14 protein-coding genes, 1 pseudogene and 1 riboswitch are annotated in these 20,554 nt (G+C 60.1%); of the genes and pseudogenes, 7 read left to right on the top strand and 8 right to left on the bottom strand.

What is annotated here, in order from left to right; all coding sequences use genetic code 11:
- Positions 1-204 precede the first annotated feature (204 nt).
- Positions 205-966 carry a polyphosphate--glucose phosphotransferase gene (ppgK, locus tag BPSY_RS06865; protein WP_033496619.1) on the bottom strand — a complete coding sequence of 254 codons (762 nt, stop codon included), beginning with the start codon at positions 964-966 and terminating at the stop codon, positions 205-207.
- A gap of 165 nt (positions 967-1,131) precedes the next feature.
- Here ppgK and BPSY_RS06860 point away from each other — a divergent pair, with 165 nt between their 5' ends.
- The gene (locus BPSY_RS06860) at positions 1,132-1,914 is read left to right on the top strand and encodes a nitroreductase family protein (protein ID WP_033496621.1); all 783 of its coding nucleotides are present in this window, start codon (positions 1,132-1,134) and stop codon (positions 1,912-1,914) included.
- Positions 1,915-2,026: 112 nt separating this feature from the next.
- Here BPSY_RS06860 and BPSY_RS06855 read toward each other — a convergent pair whose 3' ends face one another.
- Complete coding sequence (locus BPSY_RS06855; RefSeq protein ID WP_338010511.1) at positions 2,027-3,010, bottom strand: glycosyltransferase family 2 protein; 984 nt, start codon at positions 3,008-3,010, stop codon at positions 2,027-2,029.
- Between the two features lie 166 nt (positions 3,011-3,176).
- Positions 3,177-3,327: riboswitch (FMN riboswitch) on the top strand.
- Here BPSY_RS06855 and BPSY_RS06850 point away from each other — a divergent pair.
- The 4 genes from BPSY_RS06850 (at position 3,312) to BPSY_RS06835 (ending at position 8,456) form a co-directional block, all read left to right on the top strand.
- A complete protein-coding gene (locus tag BPSY_RS06850; RefSeq protein ID WP_033496625.1) occupies positions 3,312-3,929 on the top strand; it encodes an ECF transporter S component in 618 nt (205 codons plus the stop codon). (Overlaps the previous riboswitch by 16 nt.)
- A gap of 29 nt (positions 3,930-3,958) precedes the next feature.
- Entirely contained in the window at positions 3,959-6,328 is a 2,370-nt protein-coding gene (locus tag BPSY_RS06845) for an energy-coupling factor transporter ATPase (RefSeq protein WP_033496748.1), read from the top strand.
- Between the two features lie 212 nt (positions 6,329-6,540).
- Positions 6,541-7,728 (top strand): ABC transporter permease, encoded by a 1,188-nt coding sequence (locus BPSY_RS06840; RefSeq protein WP_033496626.1) that lies wholly within the window; start codon positions 6,541-6,543, stop codon positions 7,726-7,728.
- Entirely contained in the window at positions 7,725-8,456 is a 732-nt protein-coding gene (locus BPSY_RS06835) for an ABC transporter ATP-binding protein (RefSeq protein ID WP_051921784.1), read from the top strand. The genes BPSY_RS06840 and BPSY_RS06835 overlap by 4 nt, the downstream gene beginning before the upstream one ends.
- 60 nt (positions 8,457-8,516) lie before the next feature.
- Here BPSY_RS06835 and BPSY_RS06830 read toward each other — a convergent pair whose 3' ends face one another.
- Complete coding sequence (locus tag BPSY_RS06830) at positions 8,517-9,386, bottom strand: class I SAM-dependent methyltransferase (RefSeq protein WP_033496628.1); 870 nt, start codon at positions 9,384-9,386, stop codon at positions 8,517-8,519.
- A gap of 376 nt (positions 9,387-9,762) precedes the next feature.
- Here BPSY_RS06830 and BPSY_RS06825 point away from each other — a divergent pair, with 376 nt between their 5' ends.
- Positions 9,763-11,049 carry an MFS transporter gene (locus tag BPSY_RS06825; protein WP_081884304.1) on the top strand — a complete coding sequence of 429 codons (1,287 nt, stop codon included), beginning with the start codon at positions 9,763-9,765 and terminating at the stop codon, positions 11,047-11,049.
- Positions 11,050-11,122: 73 nt separating this feature from the next.
- Here the strand turns inward: BPSY_RS06825 and BPSY_RS06820 are convergent, their stop codons facing one another.
- A complete protein-coding gene (locus BPSY_RS06820; protein WP_033496632.1) occupies positions 11,123-13,720 on the bottom strand; it encodes an ATP-dependent Clp protease ATP-binding subunit in 2,598 nt (865 codons plus the stop codon).
- 139 nt (positions 13,721-13,859) lie between these two features.
- Between BPSY_RS06820 and BPSY_RS06815 the strand changes: the two genes are divergently transcribed.
- A complete protein-coding gene (locus tag BPSY_RS06815) occupies positions 13,860-14,870 on the top strand; it encodes a universal stress protein (protein WP_051921819.1) in 1,011 nt (336 codons plus the stop codon).
- Between the two features lie 331 nt (positions 14,871-15,201).
- Here the strand turns inward: BPSY_RS06815 and BPSY_RS11100 are convergent, their stop codons facing one another.
- From BPSY_RS11100 to BPSY_RS06795, 4 genes and pseudogenes are all read right to left on the bottom strand, one after another.
- Positions 15,202-16,752 carry a DUF3027 domain-containing protein gene (locus tag BPSY_RS11100; protein ID WP_051921783.1) on the bottom strand — a complete coding sequence of 517 codons (1,551 nt, stop codon included), beginning with the start codon at positions 16,750-16,752 and terminating at the stop codon, positions 15,202-15,204.
- 47 nt (positions 16,753-16,799) lie between these two features.
- Entirely contained in the window at positions 16,800-17,189 is a 390-nt protein-coding gene (locus BPSY_RS06805) for a cold-shock protein (protein WP_033496633.1), read from the bottom strand.
- 717 nt (positions 17,190-17,906) lie between these two features.
- Positions 17,907-19,706, bottom strand: a pseudogene (locus BPSY_RS06800) (sensor histidine kinase); the annotation flags it as partial.
- Between the two features lie 101 nt (positions 19,707-19,807).
- Complete coding sequence (locus BPSY_RS06795) at positions 19,808-20,554, bottom strand: response regulator transcription factor (RefSeq protein WP_033496635.1); 747 nt, start codon at positions 20,552-20,554, stop codon at positions 19,808-19,810.

Here is a 20,554-nt window from a genome sequence, read left to right as displayed (position 1 = left end):
CATGCATGCCCTCGACCCCCCGCATCATGATGACGCGATGCCGAAAGACCGCCCTAGACGACATCTTGCAATATACCAAAAAGGCACACCACCTCTGGAAGGGATCCCGGATCATCCGGAATGGGATCCATACACGAGGTGATGTGCCATAACGATTCAGCTGATTCCCTCCATAAGGGAAGGCCTCAATCAGCGGTAGCGCGCTCAGTCCTTATGGATGCTGGCGAAGTACGCCGCGCCGACGATACCCGCCTGATTGCGCAGCTTCGCCGGGACGATCGGGGTTTTGATGTCGATCAACGGCAGGAACTTCTCGCTCATGCGGCTTACACCGCCTCCGACCACGAAGAGATCGGGATTGAGATAGGTTTCCACCATGCCATAGTATTTCGTGAGCCGTCCGGCCCACTTCTTGTATCCCAGGTTCTTCTGCTCACGCACGGAAGCCGCCGCGTATTTCTCGGCGTCCTGATCCTTGAGCGTCAGGTGCCCGAGTTCGCTGTTCGGAATCAGCACACCGTCATAGATGATGGCGGAGCCGATGCCGGTGCCCAGCGTCGTAGCGATGACAAGGCCCTTCTCGCCTTTGGCCGCGCCGAACTGGACTTCGGCAAGACCTGCCGCATCAGCGTCGTTCACCACTTTGACCGGACGACCGCAGGCCTGGCTGAAAGCCTCCTGCACATCGACGCCAAGCCAGGACTTGTCGAGATTGGCCATGAAATCCAAAGGCTTGCCCGGTTTGATCGGTGCCGGGAAGGCGATGCCGACAGGTACGTCCTCGGGGACCTCGAAATGCTCAAGCATCTGCTTGGTGATGGCCCCGACGGCCTCGGGAGTGGATTCCTCGGGGGTCAGAATCTTCAAACGCGGTTCCGCAAAGTCGCCGATGTTCAGGTCAACGGGTGCGCCCTTAATGCCAGAACCACCGATGTCAATGCCAAATGCCTGCGCTGTCTCAATCATCCTTGATCTCCTTGTTACTGGAATCTTTCGTGCCCGTGCGCACCCCACCGAAAGAACGAACATTCGGACCGGTACGCATGCATCATATCCCTACCTCATCCCATATGTCATGCCGAATCGCGACACGGGAGTGCATTTTCTTGATGCAAGCATAATAATAGGGTCATGGCAGAACATACTCAGCTCAATGACGCGATTGACATACGGACCACCACACGGGCATATGACCCCGAAGCCATAGCGGAGGATCAGGCCAGGCAGCTCTCGACCACGATCGAAGCGGTCAACACGCTCTCCGGCCTGCACCTGCAGCTCATCCGGGACTGCCCGGATGTATTCGCACAGGCGAACGCTTCGGGACATTTCACGAATGCGAGGAATTTCATCGCCGTCGTGGGGCCCAAGCACTCATCAGAAGGCAAGGAACGCGCCGGCTTCTATGCCGAGCGGATCGTCCTCGCCGCAACGCTGTATGGATTGGGCACCGGATGGGTGGCGGGCAGTTGGGATGCCACGGCCGCTGCCGCCCACTGCTCCATCGATGATGACGAGGAATTGTATCTTGGCATCACCATCGGCAATCCTCAGGAGCATATGCGGCATCTGAGCTCGGCTTTCGAGTCGCTCAGCGCCGCACAACGCGATCACCGGGACTCGATCAGCGTCGAGGAGGCGATCCCGGGCATGACCCCGGATGAGCTTGATTCGGCTCCGGACTACCTGATCAAAGGCGTTCGGGCTGCGTTGAAAGCCCCATCGGCCATGAACCGCCAGCCCATTCGATTCTCATACGATCCGCAATCCGGCGAGGTCAGGGCGGGCTTCGCGCCTGAGGCGACGGGCGACCATCTGTTCAATGACCTCGGCATTGCGAAGCTGCATTTCCAGATCGGCGCAGGCGGCGGCACATGGCAGTGGGGCGAGGGGGCACCGTTCATACGCGCCTAGAATGCGGAGCGCCATGCTCCCCCGGAGCGCTCCGTACTCAGTGCACCAAGACAGTGCTTCCCAGACGGTGCACCCCACACAGTGCCTACCAAACAGTGCTTACCAAACAGTGCTATTTGAGCGGAGGCATCGGCTTCCACTCGGGGTCATGAAGCAGACGGCGTGAATCCCACCATCCTTTGACGAGTCTGCCGATCCCCGATCTGAAGCTGCCTCGGTCCACGGCGAGCAGCCTGATGAATTCCTTGGCGAATGTGGCGGCCGTTCCCAAAGCGAAGAGGAAGGGACGATAATCGCCGTGGTGCATGAAGTAGCGGGCCATATAGCCACGGTTGCGCATGATGTGGTACCGGTTCATATCCGATGTTGAGTTCAGTTGACGCACACCCGCTATATCCCAGTTGCCGATCTCCCGGGTCCGACGCATCACCACATCGGGGACCACGATCGGCGTGGTCACCTTGCTGGCGAGATAGCCGTACATCGTGTCATCCCAGTAGATGAAGAAACGTGGGTCAGGCAGACCTATGCTCTCGACGATGCGCCGGGAGAACAGTCCCCCCTCGAAGCACATCGTGTTCATCACACGGTAACCGGCCTGCCCGAAGGCGGCGGGTGCGATGGGATCGGGAATACCCATGGAAGTGATGAAACGGTACTGCCAGTAGAAGGGCCCGCCATCATAATCCAGACGTGCGCCTTGCACCACCTCGTGCCCGTCCGTCCATTTGCCCAGACGTTCAAGACCTTCGGGCTCCACCGCAACATCGTCATCCATAACCCAGAACCACTGCGCACCCAGGTCGTATGCGCGTTTGACCCCGGCGGAGAAGCCTCCGGCACCACCCAGGTTGTCGCTCTGCGGCGCATACACCACCCGGCTGTCCCCACCGCCCAGATCAGGTATCGTCCTGCCCCACTGCCTGGTGACCTTCTCCTCGAATTCGCGGACCATCCCTTCGGTCCGTTCAGCGTGCTCGTTATCAACGACCACTACTCTCCACGGGGCCCTGGTGAGTTTGAGAATCGATTCGAAGAGGGTGCCGAGCAGTTCCTGCCTGCGATAGGTAACCACAACAATTGCGACTTTATCCATGCATTCTATTGTTGCACGCATCGGCCGCCGATGCCCACGGCCGTCGGATGGCACGACGATCCGGCGCCCGGCGTGGCTGCGAGGAAAGCGTGCCCGCGCCTTCTCCCCTGAGCATGACGATAACCGCCACCCGCGCTGTTATGGACAGTGTGTGCTAAATTAGTCCCGTTAGTTTCAGGGAAGGTGCAACTCCTTACTGGCGGTAACGATGCAGCCGACAAGAAAACGGTTGATGTCGAAGCCCGCGACCCGCGCAAGCGGCTGATCCGGTGAGAATCCGAGGCCAACGGTTACAGTCCGGATGAAAGAAACGAGGCTCTACATGAGCATGCCCTCACACGGATCGCAGTCTTCTGCACCGCATAACAGAGATTCACATTCAACCAGCGATATCGAAGAAGGACGCTGGTCGACCAGACGGATCGCCATTTACGCATTATTCGTCTCACTGGCGATTGTGGCCAGTTTCATCGAATTACCGGTATTCCCGGCGGCACCCTATTTGAAATACGACCCCTCAGGCATCGTCTCGCTGATTTCGGGATTCGCCTTCGGACCGATGGCGGCCGTGATCGTCAGCGTGCTGTCCTGGGTCCCCCACCTGTTCACCGATCCCTATGGCACCCTGATGGCCGTGGCCGTCGCACTCTCACTCAGCGTTCCCGCCTCGCTGGTCTACAAGCGTGTGCACACACGCAAAGGGGCTTTGCTCGGCATCATCGTGGGTTCGGTGTGCGCGCTTGCCGTGGCGCTGCTCGGTAATCTCATCATCACGCCTCTGTACGCGAATATGTCGGTCGCACAGGTCGCCACGATGATCCTGCCGATTCTTCTGCCATTCAACCTGCTGAAATTGGCCATCCACGGCATCGTCACCTTCCTGATATACAAGCCGATCTCCATGCTCGTCCATCGCTGAGGCAAGCGGTGATGAATGTGGAGCAACACATGCAGGATCGCATGGTGAGCCTGCATGATGTCTCCTTCAGCTATGACCGAGGTTCATCGTGGGCTTTGGAAGGCATCGACCTGAATATCCATCAGGGCGAACGCATATGCGTCATCGGATCGAACGGCTCCGGGAAATCCACGCTGGCACGGATCATCGCGGGCTTCGTCAGCCCCGATGAAGGACATGTCGTGCTCTTGGGATCCACGGTGTTCGACAACGGGACCGTGCACGCCGAGGCATATCGGCATGCGCGGCACCATATCGGCATGGTGTTTCAAAACCCGGATGACCAGATCGTCACCACGGTCACGCAGGATGATGTGGCCTTCGGCCCGGAGAATCTGGCCGTGCCGCGGCAGGAGATCATCACCCGCGTGACCGAGTCCTTGGAACATGTGTCGATGCAGTCCTCGGCCAAACGAGACCCCACGCGCATGTCCGGCGGACAGCAGCAACGTGTGGCGATCGCAGGAGCCCTGGCGATGCATCCGAGCATGCTGGTGCTCGATGAACCCGAAGCCATGCTGGACAGCGAGGGTCGTCGGGATGTGTTGGAGACGCTTGACGCCCTCTCGGCACGTGGCACGACCATCGTGCATATCACCCATTCGACGAGCGACCTGAGCAAGGCCACCCGCGTCATCATGCTCGAACACGGGCGTATCGTCGCGGATGGCAGCCCCGAGGAGCTCTCGACGCGACAGCCCACGGCCGCAGGGGCACATGACCCAGAGTCCGAGCAGACCGGCCCGGCATCGATGAGTTGGACCGCGGGCGTCACCGAGGAACCCGTTATCAGCGTCCGTGACGTCTCCTACCGTTTCGCGGATGGAGACCACGACGCCTTGCACCAGGTCTCCTTTGACGCCCACCGTGGCGAGGTGATCGCCATCGTCGGGCATAACGGTTCCGGCAAATCCACCTTGTCGAGAATGCTCTGCGCCCTTGCCGGCACCAGTCAGGGATATATCGACATCTGCGGTATCCGCGTGGCCGACGATGGGAGGATGGCGAAACGCAAGACCCTCTCCTCCCTGCGGCGCAGGGTGGGCTATGTGATGCAGCATCCGGAACGGCAGCTCTTCGCGGAAACCGTGCGTGAGGATGTGTCCTATGGCCCGAAGAACCTCGGCTACTCCCCCGCCGACGTGCGCAGGAGGGTCGATCAGGCCCTCCATGTACTCGGTATCGAGGCTCTGGCCGAACGCTCACCCTTCGATCTCTCCGGCGGGCAACAGCGTCTGGCCGCCATCGCCGGGGTGATCGCCTGCACCCCCGACGTGCTGGTGATGGATGAACCCACCGCCAGCCTGGACAGCGGCGCCCGGTCACGCATGACCACCCTCATCTCGACGCTCAGCAGGCAGGGGGTGACGGTGATCATGACCACCCACTCCATGCAGGATGCCCGTTCCCTGGCGAAACGGACGCTGATGCTTGAGGAAGGCAGGGTGATCGCTTTCGGTGAATCCGCATCCGTGCTGCGGCAATACCAGGACCGCATGGAGGTGCGGCAGGGATCGGCGCCTGGCGACCAGACCCCGAAGGAGCCCGAGGGACAGGCCCCGGTCCTGGCGGAAGCCCGGCCGGAACAGCAGCGGAACGTGATCAGGCAATCCCTGATGACGCGTTTGGACCCGCGCGCCAAAATGCTCGGCACACTCGCCATGATGCTGACCGCCTTCTTCATCACCTCTCCGGCGCAGCTCGCACTTGGCGCGGTGATGACCCTCGCCGTGACCCTCGCTTCGAGAATCCCCCCGCTGCGCATCCTCCGCTCGGTACGCGTATTCCTGATGATGTTCGTGATCATGGGAATTCTGAATCTCTTCGTGGTCCATAGCGGCACCGTGCTGTTCTCGTGGGGACCGTTCACCCTGAGCAGCGGTGGCTTGTGGAGCGCCGTGCTCTATAGCTGCCGATTCGCCTTCGTGATCATCCTGGGCGCGGTCGTGCTCCAGACCACCACCCCGACGCAGATGACCGATGCCTTCGAATCATTGCTTCGACCCTTGCGTTCGCTGGGCATGCACACCCATGAGATATCCCTGGTGATGTCGCTGGCCTTGCGCTTCATACCGATACTGACCAAGGAGGCATCCTCGGTGATGGATGCCCAGGCGGCACGAGGGGGCAGCATCGAAAGCGGCAGCCCCATGCAACGCATGCGCGCCGCCACGGCGATCATCGTCCCGGTGTTCGCGGGCACGCTGCGTCACGCCGACAATCTGGGTCTGGCCTTGGATGCCCGCTGTTATGAAGGCGGTGCGCATCGCACGCATTTCCGGCTGCTCCGCATGAGCAGATGGGATGCGTACTTTGCCATACCGGTCCTCTGCTACCTGTTCGCACTGCTGCTGATCTAATCGCCGCATACTGTGCTGTTTATCGCATTTCCTACTCTGAGGGCGATGATGCGCAGGCGCATGTCTGACGCTGCGTATTGTTGTTCCAGACATGGACGCTGGTCCGTCGGCCCGAAAGACCGTCGTCGGCCCTGAAATCCGGAGGTGCATGAGCGCTCCCCACAGGGGCGTCCACCCTCGGGTACGTCGGTAGTCGGGGAAGAAGGGGATGCATGCAGCTCGCATGGAAGGAAATACGTCATTCCAAGGGGCGTTACGCCCTGATCATGGCGGTTATCATACTCGTCGGTTATCTGTCGTTCTTTTTGACCGCTCTGTCCTATGGCCTGGCCCAGGCTAACAGAACCTCGGTCGATGCCTGGGACGCCTCACGGATACTGCTTTCCGATGATGCCAACGGCAATCTCGTCTCGTCATCGGTCACCAAAGGCGAAGAGTCTGCGATACTCGGCAGCAGCGCCGACAGCGAAGACAGCGCGGCCTCGGGCGACAAGGCCATCGAGCCAGTCAGCGTGCTGCAGGCCGTGACGAAAATCAAGAAGGCGGGGAAGGCCAGCGGCGAAGGTTTCAACACCGTCCTGCTCGGCGTGAGATCATCATCAACCCTGGTCCCGGAACTGGTCAGTGGGCGGGCCGCCGATAATGACAAGGAGGCTGTCGCCAGTGAAAGCCTCTCGACGAAGGACGGCGTGCAACTCGGACAGCACGTCAGCGTCGGCAGAGCCGGATACACCTACACCATCGTCGGTTTCACCAGAACCGCGGAATACAACACCGAACCCGTGATCTATGTACGCAACGGCACCTTCACACTGCCCTCCGCGTATGCGTCGATGACGTCGGCTTCCGAGGCTTCGTCCAACGGGCAGCAGCAATCCGGCCAGTCCGCGAGCGCGGCGGATTCGGATCAGACCGTTGTGGCCAGCGGATTGGTCGTCAGGGACGCCTCCAAGAAGATATCCCTTCCCGATGGCATGGTCTCGCTCGACATAGACGCCTTCATCAACAACATTCCCGGCTATCAGGCCCAGGTCCTCACCTTCTCCCTGATGATCGGCTTCCTAGTGGGCGTATCCGCTCTGGTCGTGGGCATATTCATCTATATCCTGACCATGCACAAGCGGCATCTCTTCGGGGTGCTCAAGGCGCAGGGGTATTCGAACGCGTTCATATCCCGTTCGATCCTCGCCCAGACCCTGATCCTTTCGGTTCTGGGAACACTGATAGGACTGCTGCTGGCGCTGCTGACCATCGCCGTGATGCCGGTGACCGTTCCGATAACCGTGAGTCCGTACTGGTTCGCGATCATTTCCGGCGTGCTGGTGCTGTTCAGCCTGATCGGCGCAGCCTTCTCCGCACGCGCGGTTTCATCCATAGACGCTATCGAGGCTTTGTCATGACATCAGCGAATACCAACAACACGCAGACCCCAAAGGCAGTGCTCGAGTTCAACGAAGTGTACAAGGATTACCCGGACGGGGACACCACGGTGCATGCCCTGGCACCCACCACCTGCACCATCCACTCCGGGGAGTTCGTCGCGGTCGTGGGCCCGAGCGGCTCCGGTAAATCCACCCTGCTGACCATCATGGGCGGTTTGCAGAAACCGAGCGGTGGCTCCGTGAGCCTGGACGGCAGGGAATACTCTCATATGTCCGGAAAGGAGCTCGCACGGCTTCGTTTCGACACCGTAGGATTCGTGTTGCAATCATCGAATCTGGTCCCCTTCCTGACGCTTGAGGAGCAACTCAGGCTCCGGTCCTCCTATGCGCATCAGAGTTTCGATGCGCGACGCGCCACAAGCCTGATGCAGGATCTGGATATCGAGAAGCTCAGACGCAAATATCCGGATGAGCTGTCGGGTGGCGAGAAGCAGCGTGCCGCGATATGCGTCGCACTGTTCGGCCGTCCCGCCGTCATTCTTGCGGATGAGCCCACGGCGAGCCTTGACACCTCACGGGCCATGGGGGTCGCGGATATCTTCTCGCGCGCCTCTCGGCGGGAAGGCACCGCGGTCGTTATGGTGACCCACGACGAACGCCTGCTGGAGGAATGCGACCGTGTGCTCACCATCCAGGACGGGCATCTTGAGGAGAGCACAGCCGAAAGGGCTTCACAGCACGCCTGAGTTGCCGGGGTCGGTGTATCCCCGGCAACTCCCCTGGCATCCGATCGATAGGCCCCGGGGTCAGCGCTTCCTTGCCACAATCGAGAAGTTCAGCGGTATGTTCGGCATCCCCTTGGGCATATGCCAGCCTTCATCATCCTCTGAGAACTCAAGCATCGGCAGCGCACGCCAATCCGTGACGTCGTGTTCCCCTATCGCCGCTATTTCCAGCCCCGCATTCAGCAGATTCCCGGTCACGTCCTCAAAATCGTGAGCCCAGTTGTGGTTGTGACTGTGGGCGATCGTGCCCTCCGAGCCTTCGGTGTAGGAGGAATCCGATTCATAGGACACCTCGGTGCCGCTGAAATAATCCTGGATGATGTTGAGGCCCGCATTATCGAGCGCGAACAGCAGCGGATGGGTGTCCCTGATCATGAAGACCCCACCTGGCGCCAGCAGATCGGCGATGGATTGCGCCCAATCCTTGAGGTCGGGCAGCCATGTAATGGTGCCCACGCTGGTCACCACCACATCGAAGCCGCCGCGCTGCCAGGGCATGGCCCTTGCGGCATAGCGCGCATCGCTTTCGACGAAGTGGATGTCCTTCCCCGCACGTCGGGCGATATCCCTGGCATAGGACAGCGATGCGGGCGAGAAATCAAGGCCCCACACCTCCTGGGCCCCCAGCCTCGCCCAGCTGAGTGTGTCCGTACCGATATGGCATTGCAGGTGCAGCAGCTTCCGCCCCTGCAGGCTGTGATTCGGCAGATGGGGTGCCAGCACCGCCATATCCCGACGCGTGACGTCGGTGATGGCATCGGGATCCGCGATGAATCCATCGATATCGCCGTATCCGCCTTGCGCATGCACTGCTGCACGGTCGTTCCAATTGTCACGGTTGTCGTTGATGTCCTGCGCATGATTCGCGGCTTGCTGGGTTGAATCGTTCATGGTCTGTCCTTGTATGAAAAACGTCACTCGACATGAATGGGGGGGTCGAAGAATACCGGGGAGCGTCAACGCTCACTGCTGCACTGCGCATGCCACACCGTTCGAATCACGGGATTCGACCGCGGTGCCCACGCCCGAAAGGACGTCATGGGTGCTCACATCTTCATACATACAAGGCACCCCGATTGTATCATCCCTTCGCAGAAGGCCTCCGGAACCCCCTCGTCAATCCTTTCGGGGCAGGGAGAAGCGGCCTGCAGCAGGCGACGACGTTCCACCGGAAGCTGATGCGGACGCTGCATGATTGCTGTGCGATAGTAGTTACGGAGATCCGTGTTCCTCACCGATCCAGACCGAACTATCACAAAGGCTTCCTATGGCTCAGGCATCACCTCAACAGATGTCCAATTGGCGACGCAACAGCTACCTCTTTCTATTCAGCCAGTTCATGACCGGCATCACCTCGATGATCGTGCAATATGCGATCATCTGGTATCTCACCCAGGAATCCGGATCGGCGACGATCCTCAGTTATGCGACACTCCTCGCCATGCTGCCGATGGTGCTGCTCAGCCCCTTCGTCGGCACCTTCGTCGACCGTTGGAACAAAAAAGCGCTGCTGATCGTGCCTGATCTGATCGCGGCCGCATTCGCGATCATCCTCTCGGTGGTGGGGACGCTGAATTCCACATTCCCCCTCTGGCTGGTCTTCGTCTCCCTGCTTGTACGCTCGATGGCGCAGGCCTTCCAGATGCCGACCATCCAATCGATTCTGCCGACCATCGTGCCCAGCACCGAAATCACGAAGATCAATGGACAGCTCGGCATGGTGCAGTCGGCGACGATGATCATCTCCCCCGCCCTCGGCGCGATGCTGTATGCCTTCATCCCGATCAATTATCTGATTCTCGTGGATGTGATCGGTGCCGCACTCGGCGTCGGCATACTGGCCTTCATCAGCATTCCCTCGAATGTGGGTGGGAGAACGGAAAAACCCAAGGTCTTCGCCGATGCCGTCTTCGGATTCAAACGCATCGCCAGCGCCCGCGGACTGTGGTCGATGCTCATCATCAGTTCCCTGTTCACCCTGATGTTCATGCCCGCAGCGAGCCTCTACCCTCTGATGACCTTCCAGTACTTCAAAGGCACGGTGTTCCAGGCGGGCATCGTGGAGATGGTGTGGTCGATCGGATCGCTTGCGGGCGGGGCCGTCATCGGTATTTTCGGGACGTGGAAGGACCGCATGAGACCGACGATACTGGCGATCGCCATTCTCGGCATCGCCTTCGCGATATGCGGTCTGCTTCCCCCGTCGATGACGGGCTTCGTCCTGTTCATCGTGCTCAACTCATTCGCAGGCATGGCGACCGCCTTCCCCAGCACACTGCCTATGGCCATGATCCAGCAATCCTTCCCACCCGATGAACTGGGGCGGGTATTCGGCGTATGCATGTCACTGTCTGGCCTGGCCGGGCCGGTGGGTCTCCTCTTCGTCGGCCCGATCGCCGATGCCATCGGCGTGGAATGGATGTTCGTCATATCCGGCATCGGATCGATATGCTGTGCTCTGCTGATGTTCGCAGTGCCCTCCACCCGCCTGTATGACAGACGTCTGAGGCAGCGGCTGGACGCTCTTCCCCAGGACACCGCTGCGATGAAGTAGGGCGGGTCCAAAGGAAAACGGGCCACGGAATATGATTCCGTGGCCCGTTTCGGGTATTCGTAACGCTCCGGGCTTACTCGGCGCCTTCTCCCGCTTCGGTACCGGCATCGGTGGTGCCTTCAGCGGTGGAGTCCACAGCTGCGGACGTTCCTGCGGCGGCCCCGATCAGCTCGGGCTTGTTGCCATCCGCATCCTGCTCGAAAGGCTTGCCGACGAAGGTGAACTCGCCCAGTATGCCTTCGCCTTCGGCATCGACCTGAACGTGCTCGTTATCGCCAAGCTCCCCCATCAGGATCTTCTCGGAGATCGCATCCTCGATGTCGCGTTGGATCACACGACGCAGCGGACGTGCTCCCAGCAGCGGGTCGAAGCCCTTCTGGGCGAGGAGATCCTTCGCGCTCTCGGTGAGCTCAAGCGACATATGCCGTTCGAAGAGACGCTCGTTGAGCTGCTGGACATCAAGATCGACGATCTGGCGAACCTGCTGCTCATTGAGCTGCTGGAACACGATGATGTCGTCAAGACGGTTCAGGAACTCGGGACGGAACTGCTGCTTGAGTTCGCTGGTGACCTGATCCTTCATCCTCTGATAGCTGGTCTCGGTGTTGTTCCCCAGGTTGAAGCCGGTGTTGGCGGCCCTTGCGATATCCCTGGTACCAAGATTCGTCGTCAGGATGATGATGGTGTTCTTGAAGTCCACCTTGCGTCCCTGCCCATCGGTGAGGTGACCCTCATCCAAAACCTGCAGCAGCGTGTTGAAGATATCGGGGTGAGCCTTCTCGATCTCATCGAACAGCACGACGGAGAATGGCTTGCGACGGACCTTCTCGGTCAGTTCGCCACCCTCTTCGTAGCCGACGTACCCCGGAGGCGCACCGAAGAGACGCGAAGCCGCGTACTTCTCCGCGAATTCGGACATGTCGACGCGAATCATGGCGTCCTCGTCATCGAAGAGGAAGGCCGCCAGGGTCTTCGCGAGCTCGGTCTTGCCCACGCCGGTGGGTCCGGCGAAGATGAAGGAGCCTGCGGGACGCTTCGGGTCCTTGAGACCGACACGCGTACGACGGATCGAGCGGGACAATGCGGACACCGCCTCGTCCTGTCCGATGAGGCGCTTGTGCAGCTCGCTCTCCATGTTCAGCAGCTTCTTGGACTCAGCCTGGGTCAGCTTGAAGACCGGGATGCCGGTGCTCGACGAGATGACCTCGGCGATGACATCCTCATCCACGACCATGCGTACATCGGACTCGCCTTCGCGCCAGGACTGCTCCTTCTGCTTGCGCTCATCCTCCAGCTTCTCCTGGTCGTCGCGAAGTTCGGCGGCCTTTTCGAAGTCCTGGTCCTTGATCGCCTCATCCTTCTGCTCACTGAGCTTGGCGATCTTGCCGTCCAGCTCCCTGAGCTCAGGGGGTGCCGTGAGCCGCTTGATGCGCAGACGCGCGCCGGCCTCGTCGATCAGGTCGATGGCCTTGTCGGGAAGGTTGCGATCCTGGATGTATCGCGAAGAGAGCTCCGCAGCGGACTGCAGGGCGCCATCGGTGATCGTCACATGATGGTGGTTCTCGTAACGGTCACGCAGGCCTTTGAGTATCTCGATGGTTTCGGCAACGGTCGGCTCGGGAACCTGAATCGGCTGGAAACGACGCTCAAGCGCCGCATCCTTCTCGATGTACTTGCGGTACTCTTCGGTCGTGGTCGCGCCGATGGTCTGCAGCTCGCCTCGCGCCAGCATGGGCTTGAGCATATCGGATGCACCGAGTGCCCCGTCCGCTGAACCGGCACCCACGATGGTGTGGATCTCATCGATGAAGAGCACGATGTCCCCACGCGTTTTGATCTCTTTGAGGACCTTCTTCAAGCGCTCCTCGAAATCGCCACGGTAGCGGGAACCCGCAACCATCGAGCCAAGATCAAGCGAATAGACCTGCTTGCCCTTCAGCGTCTCGGGAACGTCACCGGTATGGATCTTCTGCGCCAGTCCTTCGACCACCGCGGTCTTGCCCACACCCGGTTCGCCGATCAGCACCGGGTTGTTCTTCGTGCGTCGTGACAGCACCACCATCACACGCTCGATCTCGCTGCTTCGCCCGATCACAGGATCGAGTTTGCCTTCGGCCGCCTCCTGGGTGAGGTTGCGTCCGAACTGGTCGAGAATCGCGGAACCGGTCTGTCCCTGCTTGCTCTGCACGCTGCCCGCGTTGGCCAGATCGGCCTTGGTGGCATCGGTGCTTTCATGGCTGCCGCGAATCATGTCGATGGTGGATGTGCGAAGCTCACCCAGATCAACACCCATCTTGATCAGCACCTGGGTGCCGACACCCTCGCCTTCACGGATCAGACCGAGCAGGATGTGCTCGGTGCCGATGTAGCTGTGTCCGAGCTGGAGCGCCTCGCGCAAGCTCAGCTCAAGCACCTGCTTGGCATGTGGGGTGAAGGGAATATGCCCGTTGGGTGCGGCATTCCCTTTGCCGATCATTTCCTCGACTTGTTTGCGTGTGGCATCGAGCTCAACGCCTTTGGCTGCAAGCGCCTTGGCGGCGACCCCTTCACCCTCACGAATCAGACCGAGCAACAGGTGCTCGGTACCGATGTAATTGTGTTGAAGGGCGCGAGCCTCCTCCTGCGCGAGCACGATGACGCGCCGCGCACGGTCGGTAAACCGTTCGAACATGCTTGTCCTTCCCTTTGAAACTGTCACTCACTCTACAGATTTGCAGTGACGTTTATTCACAGCCCACTTTCTATTGCGCTATGAACGCAAATTCAAGGTTATGCTGTTCTGTAATGATGATTTTAGGAGGGTGATGGCGATGACGCAGCAGCAGGAAGCCGATATGGGACGCAACACCGCAGGCATCGCCTCCGATGCCGACATTGTGGTCGGTGTCGACGGCTCGGAGGAGTCATTCGCCGCATTGCGTTGGGCCTTGGAGGAATCGGTGCTGACAGGGCAGGGCGTCAACGCCGTATTCGGCTGGACCAAATCGTGGGATCTGGGTGCCGAACCCCATGACGAGGGCGATTGGCGCAGGGTCCGGGCGGGTATCACCAAGGTGTTGGACAGCTGGGTGAACAAGACCTGTGCGGACATCCCCTTCGACCGTGAGAAGCTGACACTCACCCCGGTCAGGGCTTCAGGACCGTCCGCCCTGCTGCAGATCGGTGAATCGGCGCAACAGATCGTCGTCGGCCGCCGTTCCCTGGGACGGGTCGCACGGTGGTTCCTTGGATCCACCTCGTCCTCCCTTGCCGAGGATGCGGATGTGCCGGTCACGGTTGTCAGAATCCCCGAGGATGACGCGGAACAGGTCGAATATGAGATCGAAGCCGCCTTCAACGTCAAAGGGGCCACCGCCCCTGAGCACCGGATTCCGGACAGGAATGCATCACAGAGGAAGCGCAACGAATCGATCGTCGTCGGTGTCGACGGTTCGGAACTCTCGATGAAGGCGCTTGACTTCGCCGCCCGCGAGGCCGCGATCCACAATGCCGATCTGCATGTCCTGTACTGCTGGCAGATCAAGGATCTTGGTCCCATCCCCGGCTATGAGAACGCCGTACCACCTCTGGCCGTGGGCCAGCACAGCGCGGATGCCGCACTCGACTCGATTCTGGAACGTTCGGACATTCCCGAGACGGTGGAGCTTCACGCTCACGCATTCCACACATCCCCTGCCAAAGGACTCATCAACGCGTCCCAGTACGCCAGTTGGGTCATCGTCGGTTCACGTGGTCTGTCGGGGCTTGACGCGCATTTCCTCGGCTCCGTCAGCAAGCAGCTGATCAATCTCGCGGACAGCACCGTGAGCATCGTGCGCTAGGCCCTGCGGCGGACTCAGCCTTCACTCCTGTGACACACCATGCGCGACGCGATATCCGTCACGCATGGTGTGTCACACATTTCCATCACGCGTTATCCTTCACACATTGCCCGCTGAACCCTGCCCACTGAGCAATGTCTACTGAACACCGTCTACTGAACACCGTCCATTGAACATTGGCCGCAAAACATTGTGCAGCAGGCATTATGCACCACATATCGTGCACCACGTGTTGCCTGCTGGACCTTGCCGTCTCAGCGGTGCCTTTTCGAACAGTGCCTTCTGAACGATGCCCGCTGAACAACGCCCTTGTTGAACATTGTGGCGGCGACTATTCGGCGGCTTGGGCATCCTTATCGGCCGTATGCTGTTCCGCCGTATGCTGATCTACCGCATGATCGGCGGCGGTCCTGCTCTTGGCGGTCTGACGTTTGGCCGTGCTTTTCCTGCGTCGCGGTGAGGATGTTTCCTTGGCATCCCCCTCCGCCGCGCTGACGCGTCGACGTCTGGTCGTGGTCTTGGCCTTTTTCTTGACGGGCTTTGTCGCTTCGCCGTCCCCGAGCTCGATCTCGCCCTGCAACGCAACGTTCTCGGCTCCGGCCTGCGCCGAGGACTCGCCCACACCAGGGGTGGCGCCTTCCTGCTCGGCGTCGGCATGAGTGTCGGCATGGTCGGCATGGGTAGTGGCGACCGTAGCAGTGGAGACCGGGGATTCATCAGCCTTATCCGGCGTGTTCTTGGCTGTGTTCTTGGCCGCTTTCTTGGCCTTGTTCTTAGCTGTGTTCTCAGTCGTGTGCTCAACAGTGTTCTCAACAGTGTTCTCAACAATGTCCTCAACAACAATGTCCTGAACGGTGTTGCCGGCCGTGTCCACAGTGGCATCGGCGCTCTTGTCGTTTGCCAGGCTCTCAAGGATCTCGACCTCGGGGAGTTCGGCATCCGAGCCCGCATCCGAGGGCTTCGAGGCTGTCGCGATCTCCTCGGACTTCACGTTCCGTGCATGACGCACCACATCGATATGCAGATCATCGTATGCCGGTTCAGACTGCACCCACAGACTGCTGCCCGGTGCCGCTTCGATCTCGGAATGCTCACCGCATCCGTGATCCAAGGCGACGACCTTGCCATCATCGGCACTCCACTTGTTCGCGCACACACCGAAGAAACGCCCCAACTCGCCTTGCAGGGGAATCATGAAACCGCATTCCTCGCAGGTGAGACCGTCCGCCGTTTTGGTGGACAGCGATTTAGGACCGTGCTGCCCTTCATACCAGCGCTTGGCCGTCTCGGCCCTCCCCTGCACGGACATCACATGCTCTCTGGTCAGGTGGAAGGCGACGGCGGCGTCAACGAGGTCATCCGCGTTCTGAGCCAATTCAGCCGGGTCCTCACCTGCGTCCTCAGCCACATCTTCGCTTGTGGATGCCGCTGGTGATGCGTCCCCGTCACCCGAGGCGCTCCCGGCACCATCGCCTGCCTCATCATGCGAAACGATATGCTCGGCCCTGTCCAGCGTCCGCGATGCGAGTCCCGGCTCCATCCTCGGATCGTCGGCATCCGTTCCCAACACATCCGTCACGGACAGGTCCTCGGGAAGCAGCCGATCCTTCCACGGCACCCATTGAGGAGGCAGCAGAGCCCCCTCTGCGGGGACCAGCGAGGATTCGTCGACCGTCCATGAATCGAGCTCGCTATCGTGATACAAGGTTACCGACCACTGCCAGTTCTCATATCCCGGCACATGCGAGGCAAAGCGGAAATCGGTGACATGGTCACCCTCATCCACGGCGGTGACGAAATCACCGACCTCTGCCGCTTCGGACGCGACCTGAACCGCCACAGCTCGGGCAAGTTCCTGCGGATCGTGTTGTTTCTGAGACATCTCACACACCTTCAATGGCAATGGTCATCCTGCGTTTGCAGGGATGATCAATCCTGAACGTCGAAATTATCGGCGACTGCACGCAGCACCGTGGCCAGTTTGCGAGAATCCGCAGGTGATGGATACCGATGTCTGCGCAAACCGTTGCCGGCGGAATCGAGCAGCTTGATCAGATCCTCGACGATCGCCACCATATCGTCGGCTTTCGGCCTGGTGGCCTTGACAACGGAGGGTTGAGGCCCGACCAGGGACAGGTCAAGCGCCTGTGGGCCCTTGCGCCCCTCGGCCACCGAGAACTCCACCTTGGCACCCTTACGCAAGGTAGATACGCCCGCAGGCAATGCGCTTGAGGGAAGGAACACATCCTCACCGTCATCACCGGTTATGAATCCGAAACCTTTCGCGGCATCGAACCAACGTACTTTCCCGCTGGGCATATCTGCACCTCTCTGCAATCCGAATAGACACGTTCCTCACGTGCATGCGTCCAATAAACCAAATACCAAGTCTAGCGCAATAGGCAGCGCTATGTATTGCGCTTTCGGTCAATCATCGCCGGGCCTTGCAGATGCACCGCCGCAGAGAGCAAAGCGAGCGCTAGCCGACGCTCATCTCGGCATGCGTCCATCCTTGGGGGTGAACCACGGAAAACGCTGTTTCGTCCGTGCCCCATTCCGGGGGGCCTCCTGCTGCGAAGAGCCGGCGTGATCGGCAGGCGATCCCTCGGACTGCGGCGTATCATCGCCCCGGTTCGAAGCATCATCCGGATGCGTCTGCTGCTTCTCGGCAGCTGTAGCACCCTCCGCTGCCGTCACAGCAGGCGATGTATCCGCTGCATCCGCTACGTCCGGCGTGTTGGATGCCGCAGCATCATCAGAGGGCTCCGAGGCCGAGGACGCAGGCTCCGGACTCTTCTCTCGGCTGAGGTCCTGGGTGTCTGCGGTTGCTGCACCGGTACTCGTTGCACCAGTGCTCGTTGTACCCGCGCTTGCAGCACCCGCAGTCCTGACGTCCGGAGTTGCTACACCGGTGCTCTTTGCTGCGGTTGACTTTACAGCGCTTGACTTTACGGAGGTGGACTTCGGGGACTTGTTCGCGTCCTTCGATCTGACGCCCTTCTGTTTGTCCCCTGTATGGATGGAATCAGCGTGCTTGGAATCAGCGTGTTGCGCATCCGCCTGCTGGGCATCCGCCTGTGCCCCACCCGGGTGCTGAGCGCCCAGAGGAAGGATCACGGTGAAGGTGAGGCCGCCACCCGCTGTTTGGGTCGCGCAGATCATGCCGTGATGAGCTTTGACCACGGACTGGGCGATGGCCAGCCCCAGGCCGGTGCCGCCCTTTTCGCGGGCACGTGAAGGATCCGCGGTATAGAACCGTTCGAAGAGTTGGGACAGGGATTCCTCGGAAACCCCCGGCCCGTGATCGGAGAACTGGACAACGGCGTAGCGGGTGCCTGTGCTATTGCCCTGGGCGACTTCGGCAGCTTCGATGAAACGGGCCAAGGACGAGGTCTTCGATGGCAGACGTGAGAGCGCCGCGGTGCTGATCGAGGCGGGCATGACCCCAAGGCCGACCTGCACGGGTGAATCCGTCGGGGTGTAGCGGTGGATGTTGCCGACGATATTCGTCACCACCTGTCGCAGGCGGGAAGGATCACCGGGAATCGTGACCTCCGGAACCATACCGGCTATGAAGGCGAAGCTCGGTGCGGTTTTGGACTGCCCGATGGCGGGAGTGTGATGCACACCCTTGGTGCTGTCCTGCCGGTTGAGCGCAGCCAATCCCGTCACGCTGTCCTGTGCCGGTATCCCACGAACCGCCAAGGTACCGAATGCGATGTTCCTGACGGGGTCAAGCGCATGCAGATCGTCGACGGCATCATTCACGACCGAACTCAGCTTCACCTCCTGATGCACATCGATGCCCCTGCCTTCGTCAAGGCGTGCGAGCGACAGCAGATCCTCCACCAGCACGGCCATACGTGTGCTTGAAGACTCGATATGCTGGATCGACTCATCCGCCCGCTCCAGAGCGCCCGGATAGTCGCGCTGCATCTTGTACAGCTCCGCATACCCATGGATGGCGGCCAAGGGTGTCCGCAACTCATGGCTGGCATCGGAAACGAAACGCTTCATCTTCTCGGTGGTTTCCGTCTGCTCGTCGAAGCTCTGCTCTATTCGCGCAAGCATCGCGTTCAGGGACGAGGAGAGGGAACCCACCTCGGTGGTATCAGGTACCGGGGGAATACGTTGCGAGAGATCCCCCGCGGCGATCTGCGCGGCTGTTTTCTCGATTCGTTTCAAGGGCCGCAAGGTTCGTTGGATGATGAGCATGGCCAGTACGGCCCCCATAAGCACGATGCCTATGCCCACGATGATGCTGTATTTGGTCAGGGTTTCGGTCGTATCAAGCTGGTCACTGAGCGACAGACCGATGAACAGCACCCCGTGGCTTGATTCCTGTCCATCCGCCTGACCCTGTATCTCCCATTCCAGGGCCACAACCCGCCATGGCGACTCCGCCATTTTCAAGGTCGCGCTATCCGCCGGGGCCTGGCCCGGGGTGACGCTCACCGTGGCCGTCGTGGTGAAGGGATGGCCGATCTGCACCGAACCCATCGAACCGGAGGCAGGCAGGACCGGAGAGGATGTGACACCCGACGACAAGGTGGGCGTCAGAGCCGTGGTCATCACCTGGTATTTGGAATCACGGATCTGCAGGAAGTAATCGGTCGGCCCGACCCCTCCCTTGCCGTTGTCCTCCTGGCTGAGCTGGCGGATGTTGTTGAAGATCAGGGACGCCTGTCTCATCAACTGCGTATCGGTTTTATCCAGCAGGTAACCGCCGACCAGATACCGTATGGCGAAGGTGATCCCCACCGTTCCCATCACCAGCACGACCAGCATCGACGCGACCAGTTTGGTGCTCAACGGGACCGAATCGAGCTGCCTCATCAGAGGGGCCTTGACGCGCTTCCACCAATGCGGATTCCTGTCCTGGTGTTGCGTTTCCGCCTGAGGGCTGGACTGCGCCGAGGAATCACGCCGAGCAGTGTTCACGATGCGCTCGATGCGGACTTCGGTTCCCGGATCATGTACCCTATGCCACGCTTGGTCTGGATCAGAGGAATGACTTTTCGTGTTTCTCCGTTGTCGTCACGCGTCTCGATGCCATCGACCTTCTTGCGCAGATAGGAGATGTATGATTCCACAATCGCGGCATCCCCGCCCCAGTCGTACTGCCACACATGGTCGAGTATCTGCGCCTTGCTGAGGACACGTCCCTCGTTGTCCATCAGATAGCGCAGCAGTTTGTATTCGGTCGGGCTCAGATCGATTGCCTGACCTGCGCGGGAGACATCATGGGAATCCTCGTTGATCTCCAGGTCCCCGACGCGAATGATCGGATCATCCTCCACCTGCTCGCGCGTACGGCGCAGAATGGCGCGGATTCTGGCCACAACCTCCTCAAGGCTGAATGGCTTGGTCACGTAATCGTCACCGCCCACGGTGAGTCCCATCACCTTGTCCTGCGTATCGTCCCTTGCGGTGAGGAACAGGACCGGAGCATCGATGCCCTCCTGACGGATGCGTCGCGTCACCGTGAAACCATCGATATCAGGGAGCATGACATCGAGCACAATCAGATCCGGCTGCACTTTTTCGATGACCTCTATGGCCTGCGACCCCGATGCGGCGGCATTCACCTCGAAACCGGCGAAATGCAAAGACGCGACCAGGAGTTCCCTGATTGATGGTTCATCATCTACGACAACGATCGATGCTTCTATAGGCTTGTTCAT

The sequence above is a fragment of the Bifidobacterium psychraerophilum genome (genome assembly GCF_000741705.1).
Lineage (GTDB): Bacteria > Actinomycetota > Actinomycetes > Actinomycetales > Bifidobacteriaceae > Bombiscardovia > Bombiscardovia psychraerophila.
This window is presented reverse-complemented; position numbering and strand designations above follow the sequence as displayed.